General features: G+C 70.3%; 14 protein-coding genes. 12 read left to right on the top strand and 2 right to left on the bottom strand.

Annotated features, from left to right (window positions below; all coding sequences use genetic code 11):
- Positions 1 to 121: 121 nt before the first annotated feature.
- The 6 genes from ACFT7S_RS35985 (at position 122) to ACFT7S_RS35960 (ending at position 7,223) form a co-directional block, all read left to right on the top strand.
- Entirely contained in the window at positions 122 to 1,753 is a 1,632-nt protein-coding gene (locus ACFT7S_RS35985; RefSeq protein ID WP_382739853.1) for an ABC transporter substrate-binding protein, read from the top strand.
- A 98-nt stretch (positions 1,754 to 1,851) separates the two neighbouring features.
- Positions 1,852 to 2,775 (top strand): ABC transporter permease, encoded by a 924-nt coding sequence (locus ACFT7S_RS35980; protein ID WP_382739850.1) that lies wholly within the window; start codon positions 1,852 to 1,854, stop codon positions 2,773 to 2,775.
- Positions 2,768 to 3,745, top strand: coding sequence for an ABC transporter permease (locus ACFT7S_RS35975; RefSeq protein WP_382739847.1), 978 nt, complete (start codon positions 2,768 to 2,770; stop codon positions 3,743 to 3,745). Before ACFT7S_RS35980 ends, ACFT7S_RS35975 begins: the two co-directional genes overlap by 8 nt.
- A gap of 13 nt (positions 3,746 to 3,758) precedes the next feature.
- Positions 3,759 to 4,736 carry an ABC transporter ATP-binding protein gene (locus ACFT7S_RS35970; protein WP_382739844.1) on the top strand — a complete coding sequence of 326 codons (978 nt, stop codon included), beginning with the start codon at positions 3,759 to 3,761 and terminating at the stop codon, positions 4,734 to 4,736.
- Positions 4,726 to 5,967 carry an ABC transporter ATP-binding protein gene (locus ACFT7S_RS35965; RefSeq protein WP_382739842.1) on the top strand — a complete coding sequence of 414 codons (1,242 nt, stop codon included), beginning with the start codon at positions 4,726 to 4,728 and terminating at the stop codon, positions 5,965 to 5,967. Before ACFT7S_RS35970 ends, ACFT7S_RS35965 begins: the two co-directional genes overlap by 11 nt.
- A gap of 191 nt (positions 5,968 to 6,158) precedes the next feature.
- Positions 6,159 to 7,223: a hypothetical protein gene (locus tag ACFT7S_RS35960; RefSeq protein WP_382739839.1), complete on the top strand. Its 1,065-nt coding sequence runs from the start codon at positions 6,159 to 6,161 to the stop codon at positions 7,221 to 7,223.
- A 6-nt stretch (positions 7,224 to 7,229) separates the two neighbouring features.
- On the opposite strand, the gene ACFT7S_RS35955 is transcribed toward ACFT7S_RS35960, so the two are convergent.
- Complete coding sequence (locus ACFT7S_RS35955) at positions 7,230 to 9,356, bottom strand: alpha/beta fold hydrolase (protein ID WP_382739836.1); 2,127 nt, start codon at positions 9,354 to 9,356, stop codon at positions 7,230 to 7,232.
- Positions 9,357 to 9,533: 177 nt separating this feature from the next.
- Here ACFT7S_RS35955 and ACFT7S_RS35950 point away from each other — a divergent pair, with 177 nt between their 5' ends.
- From ACFT7S_RS35950 to ACFT7S_RS35930, 5 genes are all read left to right on the top strand, one after another.
- Positions 9,534 to 9,728, top strand: coding sequence for a hypothetical protein (locus ACFT7S_RS35950; protein WP_382739833.1), 195 nt, complete (start codon positions 9,534 to 9,536; stop codon positions 9,726 to 9,728).
- 49 nt (positions 9,729 to 9,777) lie between these two features.
- On the top strand, positions 9,778 to 10,695 hold the full coding sequence (mshB, locus tag ACFT7S_RS35945) for an N-acetyl-1-D-myo-inositol-2-amino-2-deoxy-alpha-D-glucopyranoside deacetylase (protein WP_382739831.1): 918 nt from the start codon (positions 9,778 to 9,780) through the stop codon (positions 10,693 to 10,695).
- Positions 10,692 to 11,150 carry a DUF6113 family protein gene (locus ACFT7S_RS35940; protein WP_382739828.1) on the top strand — a complete coding sequence of 153 codons (459 nt, stop codon included), beginning with the start codon at positions 10,692 to 10,694 and terminating at the stop codon, positions 11,148 to 11,150. Before mshB ends, ACFT7S_RS35940 begins: the two co-directional genes overlap by 4 nt.
- A 175-nt stretch (positions 11,151 to 11,325) precedes the next feature.
- The gene (locus tag ACFT7S_RS35935) at positions 11,326 to 13,413 is read left to right on the top strand and encodes a hypothetical protein (protein ID WP_382739825.1); all 2,088 of its coding nucleotides are present in this window, start codon (positions 11,326 to 11,328) and stop codon (positions 13,411 to 13,413) included.
- Between the two features lie 112 nt (positions 13,414 to 13,525).
- On the top strand, positions 13,526 to 13,963 hold the full coding sequence (locus ACFT7S_RS35930; RefSeq protein ID WP_382739822.1) for a VOC family protein: 438 nt from the start codon (positions 13,526 to 13,528) through the stop codon (positions 13,961 to 13,963).
- Positions 13,964 to 14,017: 54 nt separating this feature from the next.
- On the opposite strand, the gene ACFT7S_RS35925 is transcribed toward ACFT7S_RS35930, so the two are convergent.
- A complete protein-coding gene (locus ACFT7S_RS35925; protein ID WP_382739819.1) occupies positions 14,018 to 14,479 on the bottom strand; it encodes a hypothetical protein in 462 nt (153 codons plus the stop codon).
- 131 nt (positions 14,480 to 14,610) lie between these two features.
- Between ACFT7S_RS35925 and ACFT7S_RS35920 the strand changes: the two genes are divergently transcribed.
- Complete coding sequence (locus ACFT7S_RS35920; RefSeq protein ID WP_382739816.1) at positions 14,611 to 15,417, top strand: MBL fold metallo-hydrolase; 807 nt, start codon at positions 14,611 to 14,613, stop codon at positions 15,415 to 15,417.
- Positions 15,418 to 15,533 lie beyond the last annotated feature (116 nt).

Raw genomic sequence — 15,533 nt, 5'->3', positions numbered from 1 at the left:
AGCCCGCCCGGCGGTTTTGTGCTGTCCGGCTTCCACCGATGGCCTGTTTAACGTGCGACCAGAAGGCAAATGGGGTGATATGGGGCATTGAGTTACTCAATGGATCTCTAGGAGGCACTTCATGCGCGGAGCCACACAAGCCAAGTGGGCCGCATGTGCGGTGGCCGTCGCCCTGGCAGCGACGGCCTGTGGCGGCGGGGACGACAGCGGTGGCGGTGGTGGTGCCGACGGGATCGTGAGCTCCTCCTGGGGCGACCCGCAGAACCCGCTGGAGCCCGCGAACACCAACGAGGTGCAGGGCGGCAAGGTTCTCGACATGATCTTCCGGGGCCTCAAGAAGTACGACCCGAAGACGGGCGAGGCGCAGAACATGCTCGCCGAGAAGATCGAGACGACCGACTCCCAGAACTTCACGGTCACCGTGAAGGACGGCTGGACCTTCAGTAACGGCGAGAAGATCACCGCCGCCTCGTTCGTGGACGCATGGAACTACGGCGCCGCGCTGAAGAACAACCAGAAGAACGCCTTCTTCTTCACCCAGATCGACGGCTACGACAAGGCCCACCCCGAGTCCGGTTCCGCCTCCACGGACAAGCTCTCCGGCCTCAAGGTCGTCGACGACCAGACGTTCACCGTCAAGCTCTCCCAGAAGTTCTCGCTCTGGCCGGACACCCTCGGCTACCCGGCCTTCGCTCCGCTGCCCAAGACGTTCTTCACGGACCACGACGCCTGGCTCTCCAAGCCGGTCGGCAACGGCCCGTACACGATCGACGAGTACACCAAGGGCTCGGCGATGAACCTGCGCAAGTGGGACGACTACCCGGGCGACGACAAGGCGCAGAACGGTGGCATCGACCTCAAGGTCTACACCGACAACAACACCGCCTACACCGACCTGACGGCCGGAAACCTCGACCTCGTCGACGACGTGCCCGCCTCGCAGCTGAAGAACGTCAAGGCCGACCTCGGCGGCCGCTACATCAACACCCCTGCCGGCATCATCCAGACCCTCGCCTTCCCGTTCTACGAGGCGGAGTGGGACACCCCGGAGGCCGCCAAGGTGCGCCAGGGTCTGTCGATGGCGATCAACCGCGAGCAGATCACCGACCAGATCTTCCAGAAGACCCGCACCCCCGCCTCCGACTGGACCTCCCCGGTCCTCGGTGAAGAGGGCGGCTTCAAGAAGGGTCTGTGCGGCTCGCCGTGCGAGTACGACAAGGCCGCGGCCAAGAAGTTGATCGACGACAACGGCGGCATCCCCGGCGGCCAGCTCAAGATCTCGTACAACGCGGACACCGGCTCGCACAAGGAGTGGGTCGACGCCGTCTGCAACAGCATCAACAACGTCATGGGCAACAACAAGGCGTGCGTCGGAAGCCCCGTCGGCACCTTCGCCGACTTCCGCAGCCAGGTCTCCCAGCAGAAACTGACGAGCGCCTGGCGAGCCGGCTGGCAGATGGACTACCCGCTGATCCAGAACTTCCTCCAGCCCGTCTACTACACCAACGCCTCGTCCAACGACGGCAAGTGGAGCGACCAGCAGTTCGACGACCTCGTCGACAAGGCCAACGCCGAGACCGACAAGGCCGACGCCGTCTCCACCTTCCAGGACGCGGAGAAGGTGATGGTCGAGCAGATGCCGGTCATCCCGCTCTGGTACCAGAACGGCAGCGCCGGCTACTCGGACCGCATCGAGAACGTCTCGCTCAACCCGTTCAGCGTCCCCGTGTACGACCAGATCAAGGTCAAGTGAGCTGACGAGGCCGGGTCGGCCGGTGCGCACCCCGCACCGGCCGCCCGGCTTCGCAGTCCCGGCTGTTCGCCTGTTCGCCCCGACCCCCGGAGCCCCTCATGGGACGTTATGTGATCCGGCGGCTGCTGCAGATGATCCCCGTCTTCTTCGGCACCACGCTGTTGATCTTCCTCATGGTGAACGTGATGGGCGACCCCATCGCCGGCCTCTGCGGCGACCGCCAGTGCGACCCGGCGACCGCCGCCCAACTGCGCGCGGAGTTCGGCCTCGACAAGCCGGTCTGGCAGCAATACCTCACGTACATGGGCAACGTCTTCACGGGCGACTTCGGCACCGCGTTCAACGGGCAGGAGGTCACCGAACTGATGGCGACCGCCTTCCCGATCACGATCCGGCTCACCATCATCGCGATCTTCTTCGAGGTCGTCATCGGTATCACCCTCGGTGTTGTGACCGGCTTGCGCCGCGGCCGCCCCGTCGACACCTCCGTGCTCATCCTGACCCTGGTCGTCATCTCCGTACCGACCTTCGTCACCGGCCTGTTGCTCCAGCTCCTGCTGGGAGTCGAGTGGGGGATCATCAAGCCGTCCGTCTCCTCGGAGGCCCCCTGGAACGAACTGATCATCCCCGGGCTCGTCCTGGCCTCCGTCTCCCTGGCCTACGTCACCCGGCTCACCCGGACCTCGATCGCCGAGAACGCCCGCGCCGACTACGTACGCACCGCCGTAGCCAAGGGGCTGCCCCGGCGCCGCGTCGTCGTCCGGCACCTGCTGCGCAACTCGCTGATCCCCGTCGTCACCTTCATCGGTACGGACGTGGGCGCCCTGATGGGCGGGGCGATCGTCACCGAGCGGATCTTCAACATCCACGGCGTCGGATACCAGCTCTACCAGGGCATCCTGCGCCAGAACTCCCAGACGGTCGTCGGATTCGTCACCGTCCTGGTTCTCGTCTTCCTGGCGGCCAACTTGATCGTCGACCTCCTGTACGCCGTACTCGACCCGAGGATCCGCTATGCCTGAGCCGCTGTCACAGGACGGAGCGATCTCCCCGGCGGGAGCCGGTGGGGCCATGGACCTCGCCCTGGAGGAGGGGGAGACCTTGGAGAAGACCCCGGGCGGTCCTGAAGGAACGGGCCCGGCCGGCAAGCCGCACAGCCTCTGGTCCGACGCCTGGCGCGATCTGCGCCGCAACCCCGTCTTCATCATCTCCGGGCTGGTCATCATCTTCCTGGTGATCATCTCGATCTGGCCTCAGCTGATCGCGAGCGGCGACCCGCTCCAGGCCAACCTCGACGACGCCCAGAAGGGTGCCGAGCCCGGACACCCCATGGGCTTCGACCCGCAGGGGCGTGACGTCTACACGCGTGTCGTCTACGGCACCCGGACCTCCGTGAGCGTCGGCGTCTGCGCCACCCTCGGTGTGGCGCTGCTGGGCAGTGTCCTCGGCGGCCTCGCCGGGTTCTTCGGCGGCTTGGGGGACTCGTTCCTGTCCCGGATCACCGATGTCTTCTTCGGTATCCCGGTGGTCCTCGGCGGCCTGGTCTTCCTCTCCGTGGTCACCAGCGACACCGTCTGGCCCGTGGTCGGCTTCATCGTGCTCCTGGGCTGGCCGCAGATCGCCCGTATCGCCCGCGGCTCGGTGATCACCGCCAAACAGAACGACTACGTCCAGGCGGCCCGCGCGCTCGGCGCGTCCAACTCCCGGATGATGCTGCGCCACATCGCCCCCAACGCCGTCGCCCCGGTCATCGTCGTCGCGACGATCGCCCTGGGCACGTACATCTCGCTGGAGGCGACGCTCTCGTACCTCGGGGTCGGCCTCAAGCCGCCCGCCGTCTCCTGGGGCATCGAAATCTCCGAAGCCTCCCCGTACATCCGCAATGCCCCGCACATGCTGCTCTGGCCCGCCGGAGCACTGGCGATCACCGTGCTCGCGTTCATCATGCTCGGCGACGCGGTGCGCGACGCCCTCGACCCCAAGCTGCGCTGAGGAGTCCGCTGCCATGTTGCTCGAAGTGCGCGATCTGCACGTGGAGTTCCACACCCGCGAAGGGGTGGCCAAAGCCGTCAACGGGGTCAACTACTCGGTGGCCGAGGGCGAGACGCTCGCCGTCCTCGGTGAGTCCGGCTCCGGCAAGTCGGTCACCGCGCAGGCCGTCATGGGCATCCTGGACATGCCGCCCGGGAAGATCAGCGGAGGGGAGATCCTCTTCAAGGACCGCGATCTGCTGAAGCTCAAGAAGGAGGAGCGGCGCAAGATCCGCGGCCAGGAGATGGCCATGATCTTCCAGGACGCGCTGTCCTCGCTGAACCCGGTACTGACCGTGGGGGCGCAGCTCGGCGAGATGTTCGTCGTGCACCGCGGCATGTCCCGCAAGGACGCCAGGACGAAGTCGGTCGAGCTGATGGACCGGGTCCGCATCCCGGCGGCCAAGGAGCGGGTGGGCAACTATCCGCACCAGTTCTCCGGCGGTATGCGCCAGCGCATCATGATCGCCATGGCGCTGGCGCTGGAGCCCTCCCTGATCATCGCGGACGAGCCGACCACGGCCCTGGACGTGACGGTGCAGGCACAGGTCATGGACCTGCTCGCTGAGCTCCAGCGCGAGCTGAACATGGGTCTGATCCTGATCACGCACGACCTGGGTGTCGTCGCGGACGTCGCCGACAAGATCGCCGTGATGTACGCGGGCCGGATCGTCGAGACCTCGCCCGTCCACGACATCTACAAGGCCCCGGCCCACCCGTACACCAAGGGCCTGCTGCGGTCGATCCCGCGCCTGGACCAGAAGGGCGGGGAGCTGTACGCGATCAAGGGCCTGCCGCCCAACCTGCTGCACATCCCGCCCGGCTGTGCCTTCAACCCCCGCTGCCCGATGGCCCAGGACGTGTGCCGCACGGACGTGCCGCCGCTGTACAGGGTGTCCGAGGACCGCCAGAGCGCCTGCCACTTCTGGAAGGAGACGCTCGATGAACGCTGATCACTCCGGCGGACGGAAGGAAGCCCGCGAGGAGGGCGAGGAGGCCGCCACCCTGCTGTCCAAGGAGCGGGAGGGGTCGCCGTTCGCGAACGGCGACCCGATCCTGGAGGTCCGCGACCTCGTCAAGCACTACCCACTGACCCAGGGCATCCTGATCAAGAAGCAGATCGGCGCCGTCAAGGCGGTCGACGGTGTCTCCTTCGATCTGGCGGCGGGCGAGACGCTCGGCATCGTGGGGGAGTCCGGCTGCGGCAAGTCGACCGTCGCGAGGATGCTGGTGCATCTGGAGCGGCCGACGGCGGGCGCGATCCGGTACAAGGGCGAGGACATCACCAAGCTGTCGGGGCGTGCGCTGAAGGCGGTGCGCCGCAACATCCAGATGGTGTTCCAGGATCCGTACACCTCGCTGAACCCGCGTATGACGGTCGGCGACATCATCGGCGAGCCGTACGAGATCCATCCCGAGGTGGCACCCAAGGGCAGCCGGCGCCAGAAGGTGCAGGACCTCCTGGACGTCGTGGGTCTCAACCCGGAGTACATCAACCGCTATCCGCACCAGTTCTCCGGCGGTCAGCGCCAGCGCATCGGCATCGCCCGCGGCCTCGCGCTCAACCCGGAGATCATCGTCGCCGACGAGCCGGTCTCCGCGCTCGACGTATCGGTCCAGGCCCAGGTCGTGAACCTGCTGGACAGTCTCCAGAGCGAGTTCAACCTGAGCTTCGTGTTCATCGCGCACGACCTGTCGATCGTCCGGCACATCTCCGACCGGGTCGGTGTGATGTACCTCGGCCGGATCGTGGAGATCGGCACCGACGAGCAGATCTACGAGCACCCCACGCATCCGTACACCCAGGCGCTGCTGTCCGCCGTGCCGGTGCCGGACCCGATGGCGCGCGAGTACCGCGAGCGGATCATCCTGCACGGCGATGTGCCCTCACCGGCCAACCCGCCGTCGGGCTGCCGCTTCCGTACCCGCTGCTGGAAGGCGCAGGAGCGGTGCGAGCTGGAAGTGCCGCTGCTGGCCGTCCCGGCGACCTTCCGGCTGGCGGAGAGCCCGGCGAGCCACGACTCCGCGTGCCACTTCGCGGAGGAGAGGCACGTGGTGCCTTCGGAGGGGCAGCGGGACACGCCGCAGGGGCAGGGGCCGGGGCCGGAGGTGGAGGCGCCGGGCACGGCGGTCAGGAAGCGGCCCTCGCGGGACCCGGATGCACCGGGCGACATCCAGTCATAAAAGCCCATGAACTTCGTTTACACAGGGGCAACTTGGCTGTCGCCGCACCGATATACGAACGCTCCATGATGAACAGCGTACGGCCGTGCGGGTGCCGTGAACCGGCTGGGGTGACGTCACGTCGCCCCAGCCGGTTACCCGTTCCCCCGGCCCTCTTGTTCGATGCCGGACCGCGGTGGAGTATCGCTGGGGTGACACTCACACGGGGCGCGAGAATCACCGGGACCGTCCTCTGTTCCGTGCTCGCGCTGATGGTCGTGGGCTGGGTCGTGCGGGACGTCAGGGCCGTCAGTGAACCACTCGATCTGCTGCGGTACTGGGCGGGTTACGCCGACGCGCGCCCGGACGCGCTGCCCGCCACCTCGCAGAGCGATCTCGTCCTGTGCACTGTGTACGTCTTCGCCGCGGTCGCGGCCCTGCGTTCGTCGGTGGCCGCGTCGGCGCTCGTCGCCACCGGTCTCGTCACCCTCCTGCTCCGGCTGCCCGGGGTCTGGGGCGTCGGTGCGTCCTGGATGGACGGGCGGTACGCGGACGAGCTCCGCACCAGGGCGCTGATCGGTACGTTCGTGGCGCTGGCTGCCGCGCTCGCTCTCGTCGTCACCGGAGCGGCCGGCCGCGGGCAGCCGGTGGATTTCTACGAGCCGAGGCCCACCAGGCCGGGCCCGGGTGCCTCCGCCGTCGCCTTCCTGATGCTGGGCGCGGCCGGTGCGGTGATGATCGCCTGGGAGATCCGTCAGCTGCTCACGTATCCCTCCAGCGTCTACCCGGACTGGTTCATCGGCGGGCCGGGCATCCGCATGGAGCTGACCGACGCCCCGCCCGGCTGGACCAATGCGACGGTCGCCCTGCTCTGCCTGGTCGTGGCGGTCAGTGCGCTGGCCCACGCGGTGCACTCCCGGACCCTCGGCGTGATCGTGGCCGGATTCGTACTGACAGCCGGCTCGCTCGGCATCGCCCGTGCGCTGCACCACCATCTCCTGGAGAACTTCGGTGAGCTGGGGACCGAGCTCCAGCTCACCATGCTCTCCTGGTGCTTCCTGGCCGTCGCCGGGGCCGCCTCGCTGATCGCCCTGGCCCGCAGGGGCTTCGAGGACGTCCCCGCCGGCCCGCAGCAGGGTTACGGCTATCCGCAGGGCGGGGCACCCGGCTACGGCTACCCGCAGGGCGGGGCTCCTGGGCAGGGACCCGGTTACGGCTATCCCCAGGGCGGCGGTTTCGGGCCGCCGCCGCCCTCGTCCCCGCCGCCCGGCTGGTGAGAACCCCTACGCGCCGGTCAGCCCCAGCGACCGCTTGAGGAAGTCGACCTGGAGCAGCAGCAGATTCTCGGCGACCTGCTCCTGCGGGGTCATGTGCGTCACCCCGCTCAGCGGCAGCACCTCGTGGGGCCGCCCCGCCGACAGCAGCGCCGACGACAGCCGCAGGGTGTGCGCGACCACCACGTTGTCGTCGGCGAGGCCGTGGACGATCATCAATGGCCGTACCTGCTCCGCGGGTTCGGACAGCCCCTCGTCGGTCGTCAGGGCGTTGTGGGCGTACACCCCGGGCTGCTCGGCGGGGTCGCCGAGATAGCGCTCGGTGTAGTGGGTGTCGTACAGCCGCCAGTCGGTCACCGGGGCGCCGGCGATGGCCGCGTGGAAGACGTCGGGGCGCCGCAGCACCGCGAGCGCCGAGAGATAGCCACCGTACGACCAGCCGCGCATCGCGACCTTGGAGAGGTCCAGCGGGAAGCGCTCGGCGAGCGCGTGCAGGGCCTCGATCTGGTCGTCGAGGGTGAGCGGGAAGTTGTCCCTGATCGCCTTCTCCCAGCCGGGCGACCGGCCAGGTGCGCCCCGGCCGTCCGCGACGACCACGGCGAAGCCCTGGTCCGCGAACCACTGGGAGGTGAGGTGGGCGTTGTGCGCGGCGACCACCCGGCGGCCGTGCGGCCCGCCGTACGGGTCCATCAGAACCGGAAGCGGACCGTCCGACTCCTTGTATCCCGTGGGGAGGAGCACGGCGCACGGAATCCGCCGTGCGCCCCCCTCGGTGAGCTGCACCTTCGCCGAGAGAACCGGTTCCTCCGCATACGTCGCCACCGTGCCGGTCCGCTTGCCGTCCCGCAGCACCTGCGCGGACCAGCCGGGCCGTTCCGGGGACGCCGAGACGAGCACGGTCACCCCGCCCGAACGGACCGCGGTGTGTACACCCGCCCCCTCGGAAAGTCGTTCGATACCGAGCTCGTTGACGCGGTACACATGGCTCTGCCCGGTCTCCGGGTCGGCGGCCTCCTCGCCCGCCGTCGCCGCGACCAGGACGTCCGACTCCCCGATGTCCAGCACCGCCTGAATGTGCAACTGCGCCCCGGTCAACGGCCGGTCGCCGACCGCGAGCACCCGCGCCCCGCCCTCGTCGGCGATCCGCACGAGCCGGCCGTCCGGCGCCCACGCGGGCACCCCGGGGAACAGATCCAGCCACACCTCGTCCTCGTCGACATGCACCGTGCGCGTCGCGCCGCTCTCCGCGTCGACGGCCAGGTGCAGCTGACTGCGCTGGTCACGAGCCTGCACAAGAAGCAGCGGAGCGCCCGCGGACGACCAGTGCACCTCGGCCAGATACGGATAGCGGACCCGGTCCCACACCACCTCCGTGCGGGCCCCGTCCAGATCCATGACGAAGAGCCGCACCTCCGCGTTGGCCGACCCCGCCGCCGGGTACGCCGTCTCGGCGGGCTTGCGGCCGGGGTGCGCGGGATCGGCGATCCACCAGCGCTGTACGGCACTGTCGTCGACCCGGGCGACCAGCAGTCGGTCCGAATCCGGCGACCACCAGAAGCCCCGGGAGCGCTGCATCTCCTCGGCAGCGACGAACTCCGCCAGGCCGTACGAGACGTGCGCGTCCTCCGGCTCGGCGACCGCCCGGTCCCCGTCGCCCTCCGCCCCCACGACCCGCAGCACGCCGCGTGTGACGTAGGCGATGTGACGGCCGTCGGGGGAGGGCCGGGGGTCGATCACCGGACCGGGCACCGGCAGCGCCCGCGCCGTCCCGGCCCGCAGCTCGGCCACGTACACCTTCCCGGAGAGCGCGAACGCCGCCAACTCCGCCGCCCCGTCCACCGCGTAGCCGACGATGCCCGCCGAGCCCTCCCGGCTCCGCTCGCGGCGGGCCCGCTCCTGCGGCGACAGCTTCTCCGCCGAACCGCCCAGCAGCGCCTCGGGATCGGCCGCGACCCGCTCCTCACCGGTCGAGGGGTCGAGCACCCAGAGCCGGTTCGTCCGGTCGGTGCCGGAGGCCGAGCGCAGGAAGATCACCCGCGTCCCGTCCGGTGAGACGGTGAATGCGCGGGGGGCGCCCAGAGTGAATCGCTGAGTCCGTGCGTGCTGACGGGGGAAGGACAGCTTCTGCGAGGTCATGGCCTCGAACTTAGAGGTTCCGGGCGCTCGCAGTGCTGGTCCGTGCGCCCCTCGTGCTGCTGTGCCCCGAACAATGCGTTGCCACGGATAGTTATGATCCGTAGCGCTCGGTGGGTAAGAACCTGCTGGCTCCATGTGTGCTGCCCGTCCCGACCGTACTGATGGAGGTGAACCGCCGTGGCACTCTCGATTTCGGCGGTGGTGCTGCTGGCGATCGTCGTCTTCCTGCTGGTCCGGAAATCCGGACTGAAGGGCGGACATGCGGTGGTCTGCATGTTGCTCGGGTTCTATCTCGCCAGCTCGTCGATCGCCCCCACCATCTCGGAGGTGACCTCGAACGTGGCAGGCATGATCGGGAGCATCGAGTTCTGACCCGTGGGGCAGTCCGTACGCAAAGTCGGCGGCTCGTAGGGTGGTCCCCATGAAGGACCTTCCCGCCCGCCGTCTGCTCCTGGTGCACGCGCACCCCGACGACGAGTCGATCAACAACGGCGCCACCATGGCCAGGTACGCGGCCGAGGGCGCCCACGTCACCCTGGTGACGTGCACACTCGGCGAGGAGGGCGAGGTCATCCCGCCGGAGCTCGCTCACCTCGCCGCCGACCGGGACGACACCCTGGGCGCCTACCGCATCGGTGAACTGGCCGCCGCGATGCGCGAGCTCGGGGTCACCGACCATCGCTTTCTGGGCGGCCCCGGCCGGTACCGCGACTCCGGGATGATGGGCACCGGACAGAACCACCGCCCGGGCGCCTTCTGGGACACCCCGGTGGACGAGGCCGCCGGACATCTCGTCGAGGTCATCCGCTCGGTGCGCCCCCAGGTCCTCGTCACGTACGACCCCGACGGCGGCTACGGGCACCCCGACCACATCCAGGCCCACCGCGTCGCGATGCGCGCCGCGGACCTGGCCGCCGACCCCGCGTACCGCCCGGCCTCCGGCGCCCCGCACGCGATCGCGAAGATCTACTGGAACCGCGTACCGCGCGCCGTCGTGGAAGACGGCTTCGCCCGGCTGCGGGCCGAAGCCCCCGGCGCCTTCCCGGGAATCGCGGCCGTCGACGACGTGCCCGGCGTGGTCGACGAGACGCTGATCAGCACCGAGATCGACGGCTCGCCCTTCGCCGGCGCGAAGACGGCCGCGATGCGGGCCCACGCCACCCAGGTTGCCGTGGACGGCCCCTTCTTCGCTCTTTCGAACGACCTCGGGCAGCCCGTCTTCACCACCGAGTACTACCAGTTGGTCCGCGGCACCGCGGCACGCGGTGACGACGGACGCGAGCGCGACCTCTTCGCCGGCGTGCCGGAAGCGACAGGCACCCCGGGAGCACAGGCATGAACAGCAGGCACCCACGGGCCTCCTCGCAGTCCCCGCGTACCAACGCACCGCCCAGGAGCCCCGCGCCCACCGGTCTCGCGGCGCCGATGAACCCCGCCCGGATCGCCGGCTACGTCGGCCTCGCGGTCCTCGGCGCCCTCGTCGCACTCGCGGGCACCCTCGTCCAAGCCGCCTGGTTCCCCGGCGGTTTGCTGATCGCGCTCGCCGCCTGCGCCGGGCTCTTCTACGGCGGCCGGGTGCTGGTGGGAACGCAGCTCGGCGCGCTGGCCCCGGCCGTGGGCTGGCTCATCGCGGTGGTCCTCCTGCTCAGCGGCCGCCCCGAGGGCGACTACGTCTTCGGCGACGAACTCGGCCTGGCTCTTTTCCTGCTCGGCGGGATGGCTGTCGCTGTGATGTGCGCCACCACGTCGCGACTGCCTCAATCAGCCACCAACACGGGCCGACCTGGCCCCTGATGTGCCACGTCCGATCCCGGAATGCCCCCCGCAGGTGTGATGCCTAGGTGGAGGTTTCCCCCGGTGGCGGAGTGTCCGGTGGCGTCGGCCAGTATGGTGGTGCGCGCGCCGAGCCGTCCCCTGGCCTGCGGCATGGGGGAAGTACGGGCGGCGGAGCCAATCGGGAGAACCTGCTTTGAGTCGTGAAACTGACAGTTCGTCCTCCGGGCCCCAGGGGCGCGGTGGAGCCGCGTATCCGTCGGGCACGCCGCCGTACGGATCCCGCCAGTATCCGTCGCTGCACCCGTCGCAGGACGGTCCGGAGGCGACTCCGGAACCTGCCGACCCGCCGCGGCCCGAGGAACCCAGAACCGAGACGACGCTGACGACGCGCATCCGGATCAACATCCCCGGCTCGCGTCCCATCCCGCCTGTCGTGATGCGTACGCCGATGGGTGGCGGCGACACGTCCGGCGGCCGTCCGGACGCCGCGCGCACGGGCAGCACACCGCGCCCGGGCGCGGCCACGCCGTCCGCCTCAGCCGCGAACGGCGGCGGGAGCGGTCCGGGCGCGGACGGACGGGACGGCGGCGCTGCCGAGCCGCCCGCCGACAAGCCGGCCAGGGAGAAGAGCGGCAGCGACTGGTTCGCGCCGCGCAAGGCCCCGACGACCACGTCGGTGGCCGCCTCGTCCGGCACACCCGCCGAGGGCTCCGGCTCCGGTTCCGCGACCCCGCCGCGCGCCGACCTGCCGTACTTCTCGGATGCCCCGCAGCGCGCGGGCGACCAGGGCGCTCCCCGCCCCGGCGGCAGCGCCCTCGACGGGCTCGGCGCCGAGACGCCGGGCGGCGCGGGCGGTCAGGGCGGTCCCGGTGCTCCGGGCGGCCCGCGGTCCACGCCGAACCTCGGCGTGCGTACGCCGGGTCCGGCGGGCCCCACGACCGGCCCCGTCACCGGCAGCTCGTCCCTCACACCGAACCTCGACGGGATCCACGGCATGGGCCCCGGCCCCGGAGCTCCCGGCGGTCCGGCGGGCCCCCGCTCGGCGTTCCCGCCCGGCCCCGGTGGCGTACCGCCGCGGATGTCCGACGACACGGCGATCCTGACGCCGCAGCCGCCGGCCCCCGAGCCCGGACCCGGCGGCCATGTCTCCGGTGACACGCTGACCAGCGGCATCCCCGTCGTCCCGACGGACTCCCGCTCGCCGTTCGCACCCGGCCCCGGCGGACTGGGCGCACGGACCGACGCGGCGATGGGCAGCGGACCAGCGGGCCCCGGCGCCATGGCGCCGACTCCCGCACCCCGTCCCGCCCCGAAAGCCGCCGCACCCGCGAAGAAGGGCCGCTCCAAGCTGGTCCTGCTCGGCGCGGGCGTCGTCGTCCTGGCCGGTGTCGCGTACGGCGCAGGGCTGCTGCTGAACCACTCCGAGGTGCCCAAGGGCACCACGGTCCTCGGCGTCGACATCGGCGGCGGGACGAAGGAGGAAGCGGTCACCAAGCTGGACGCGGCGCTCGGCGAGCGGGCCACGGCCCCCCTCCAGCTGTCCGTCGACGGCAAGACGGAGAAGCTCGTCCCGCAGAAGGCCGGCCTCACCCTGGACAGCCAGGAGACCGTCCGCGAGGCAGCGGGCAGCGACTACAACCCGGTCTCGGTGATCGGCTCCCTCTTCGGCGGAGAGCGCCCGGCCGACCCGGTGATCCCCGTCGACGAGGAGAAGCTCGGCGTCGCGCTGACCGACCTGGCGGGCATCTCCGGTACGGCACAGGACGGCACGATCAAGTTCCAGCCGAACAAGGCCGTCGCGGTCCCCGGCAAGACCGGCAAGGCGCTGGACGTCAACCAGTCGCTGATCTCCGTACGCGACGCCTACCGCGCCCAGGTCCAGACCGGTACGGCGGGCGTCGTCGAACTGCCTGTCGCCGCCCGTGAACCCAGCATCACCCAGGCCGAACTGAACCGGGCGATGAAGGAGTTCGCCAAGCCCGCGATGTCCGGCCTCATCACCATCAAGGCCGGACCCAAGGAGATCCAGTTCGGCCCGGCGCGGTCCCTGCCGCAGATCCTGTCGATGAAGGCGGTCGACGGCAGGCTGGTCGACTACTACGACAAGCAGGCGATCGACACGCTGCTCGACGGCGTCTTCGACGGCGTCATGGCCGTCAAGGCCGACGGCAAGAAGCACCAGGTCGGTGCGGACGACGTGGCGCAGGCCATGAAGACCGCCCTGGCCGGCAGGACGGACGCCGAGCGGACCGTCACGATCAATCTGACCGGCAACGGCTGACCGGTCCCCGCAGCACCCGTACGAGCGCCCCCGGCCGGAATTCCGGCCGGGGGCGCCGTCGTGCCACGGGTGTGGCACCCTTCCTGGTCCGCATCCCGAGAAGGAGGATCCCGTGTCGACCAAGTGGAGTCTGACGATCGACTGCGCCCGCCCGGCCGAGCTGGCCAGGTTCTGGGCGCTGGCCCTGGGCTACGTCGAGAAGCCCCCGCCGGCCGGGTTCGCCGACTGGAACGCCTGGTTCGCCCACCACGAGGTCCCGGAAGACGAATGGGACGACGGGGCCTACCTGTCCGATCCGGACGGGACGGGCCCCGGCATGTCCTTCCTGAAGGTGCCGGAAGCGAAGGTGGTGAAGAACCGCCTGCACCTGGACGTGCAGGCTGGAGGCGGCCGTGAGACGCCGTGGGAGGTGCGGTGGCCGCGAGTGGTCGCGGCGGTCGAGCGGCTGACGGCCGCCGGGGCGACGGTGATCCGCGAGCACGAGATGCAGGGCAGGCCCGACCATGTGGAAATGGCGGACCCGGAAGGTCACGAGTTCTGCGTGGTCTGACCCGGGCCCCACCGCACCCCGGGCCGCGCCGGCCGGGAGCGGGGGGAGCCCGGGCTACTGGGTCGTGGAGGCGTAGGCGAAGACACCCACGACGCCGACGATGCAGACGATGACGACCCAGGAAGTGAAGCTCGTGTGCCGAGTCTTCCGGGCCTTCCGCGGCTTGCGCCCCTTGCTTCCGCTCCGGCCCGGCCCGGCGGCCCGATCCCGGGACGGGCGGCTCGGCTCGGCGGCGGCGTCGGCCAGCAACCGGCGGCAGGTCGCGGCCAGTTCGCTCGTCCCGGAGTCGAGGCTCACGATCTGCTCCGAGCGCGCCGGAGCGGTCGTCCCGCCTTCGAGGATGCGGCCGACCCGGACAAGGGCCTCGTTCCGCCCCCCGGTGGGTGCGAGGCTGATCCAGCGCTGCACGTGCTCACCGCGAATGACGAAGCCCCCGCCCCGCTCCCGGTACACGGTGTGCTCCCGCCACAGGACATTGGCCAACTCCGTGGCCTTCTCTCTGAGTTGCGTATACACGTCCTCCCCCTCCGCAGTGCCCCAGATTCGAACAAGCACATGACTTTAGCCATATGGGCACGCCATGGGCGCATCGGGGCCGGAGGGTATGCAGGGACTTCGGGCTCAACGGCCGTGCGTACAATCCGCCGATGACCGGCAACGAACCTCGCCTCACCGTCCTGGGCAGCGCGACGCCCTTCCCGGGCGCCGACAACGCCTGTTCCGGCTATCTGCTCTCCGCCGGGGACACGCATGTGTGGATGGACGCGGGCACGGGAACGCTGGCCGAGCTCCAACGGCACATCGCGTTCGAGCAGCTGGACGCCATCTGGATCTCGCATCTGCACGCGGACCACACCGCCGACCTGCTCACCGCCTTCTACGCCGCGCTCTACTCCGGCATCCGCCTCCCCGCGCCCATCCCGCTGTACGGTCCGCCCGGCATCGCCGACCGGCTGGCGCACTTCCTCACCAACTCCGCCCGGCGCAGCCCCATCGAGTCGGCCTTCGACGTGCACGAACTGCACGACGGGCACCGGGTGCGCGTCGGCCCCCTCGAACTCACCAGTGCCGAGGTCGTCCACGGCATGCCCGCCTTCGCCGTACGTATCGAGGACAAGGGCGTGGACGGGGGCGGCGTGCTCGTCTACTCGGGAGACACGGCACCCTGCGCGTCCCTGGTCGCACTGGCCACCGGATGCGACGTGCTGCTGTGCGAGGCGGACAGCAGCACCGCGGCGGCCGACGAGCCGCCGGTGCACCACACCCCCGAGGAGGCCGGGGAGACCGCACACCGCGCGGGCGCGCACCGGCTCGTGGTGACCCACGTCGGCCCTGGCATGACTCCCGGGGACGCGGTGTCACGCGCGGAGACGTCCTACGACGGCCGGGTCGAACACGCCGCTCCGGGAAGCTCGTTCGCCCTGCGTCGCGCGGAGGCCGGGCAGGGCGTTTAGGGCCTGCCCGGACGACTCCACCCGTCTCAGAGCCTGTCGGGTGGCCTCGGACCGGGCGGCCACGCCCTGGCACGCACTCCCCCGAGCTCTCGGCTCCGCTCGAGCAGGGGAGACCC

This window comes from Streptomyces sp. NPDC057136, from assembly GCF_042670885.1.
Lineage (GTDB): Bacteria > Actinomycetota > Actinomycetes > Streptomycetales > Streptomycetaceae > Streptomyces.
Note: the sequence above shows the minus strand (reverse complement) of the source record. Positions and strands in the feature narration are given on the sequence as shown.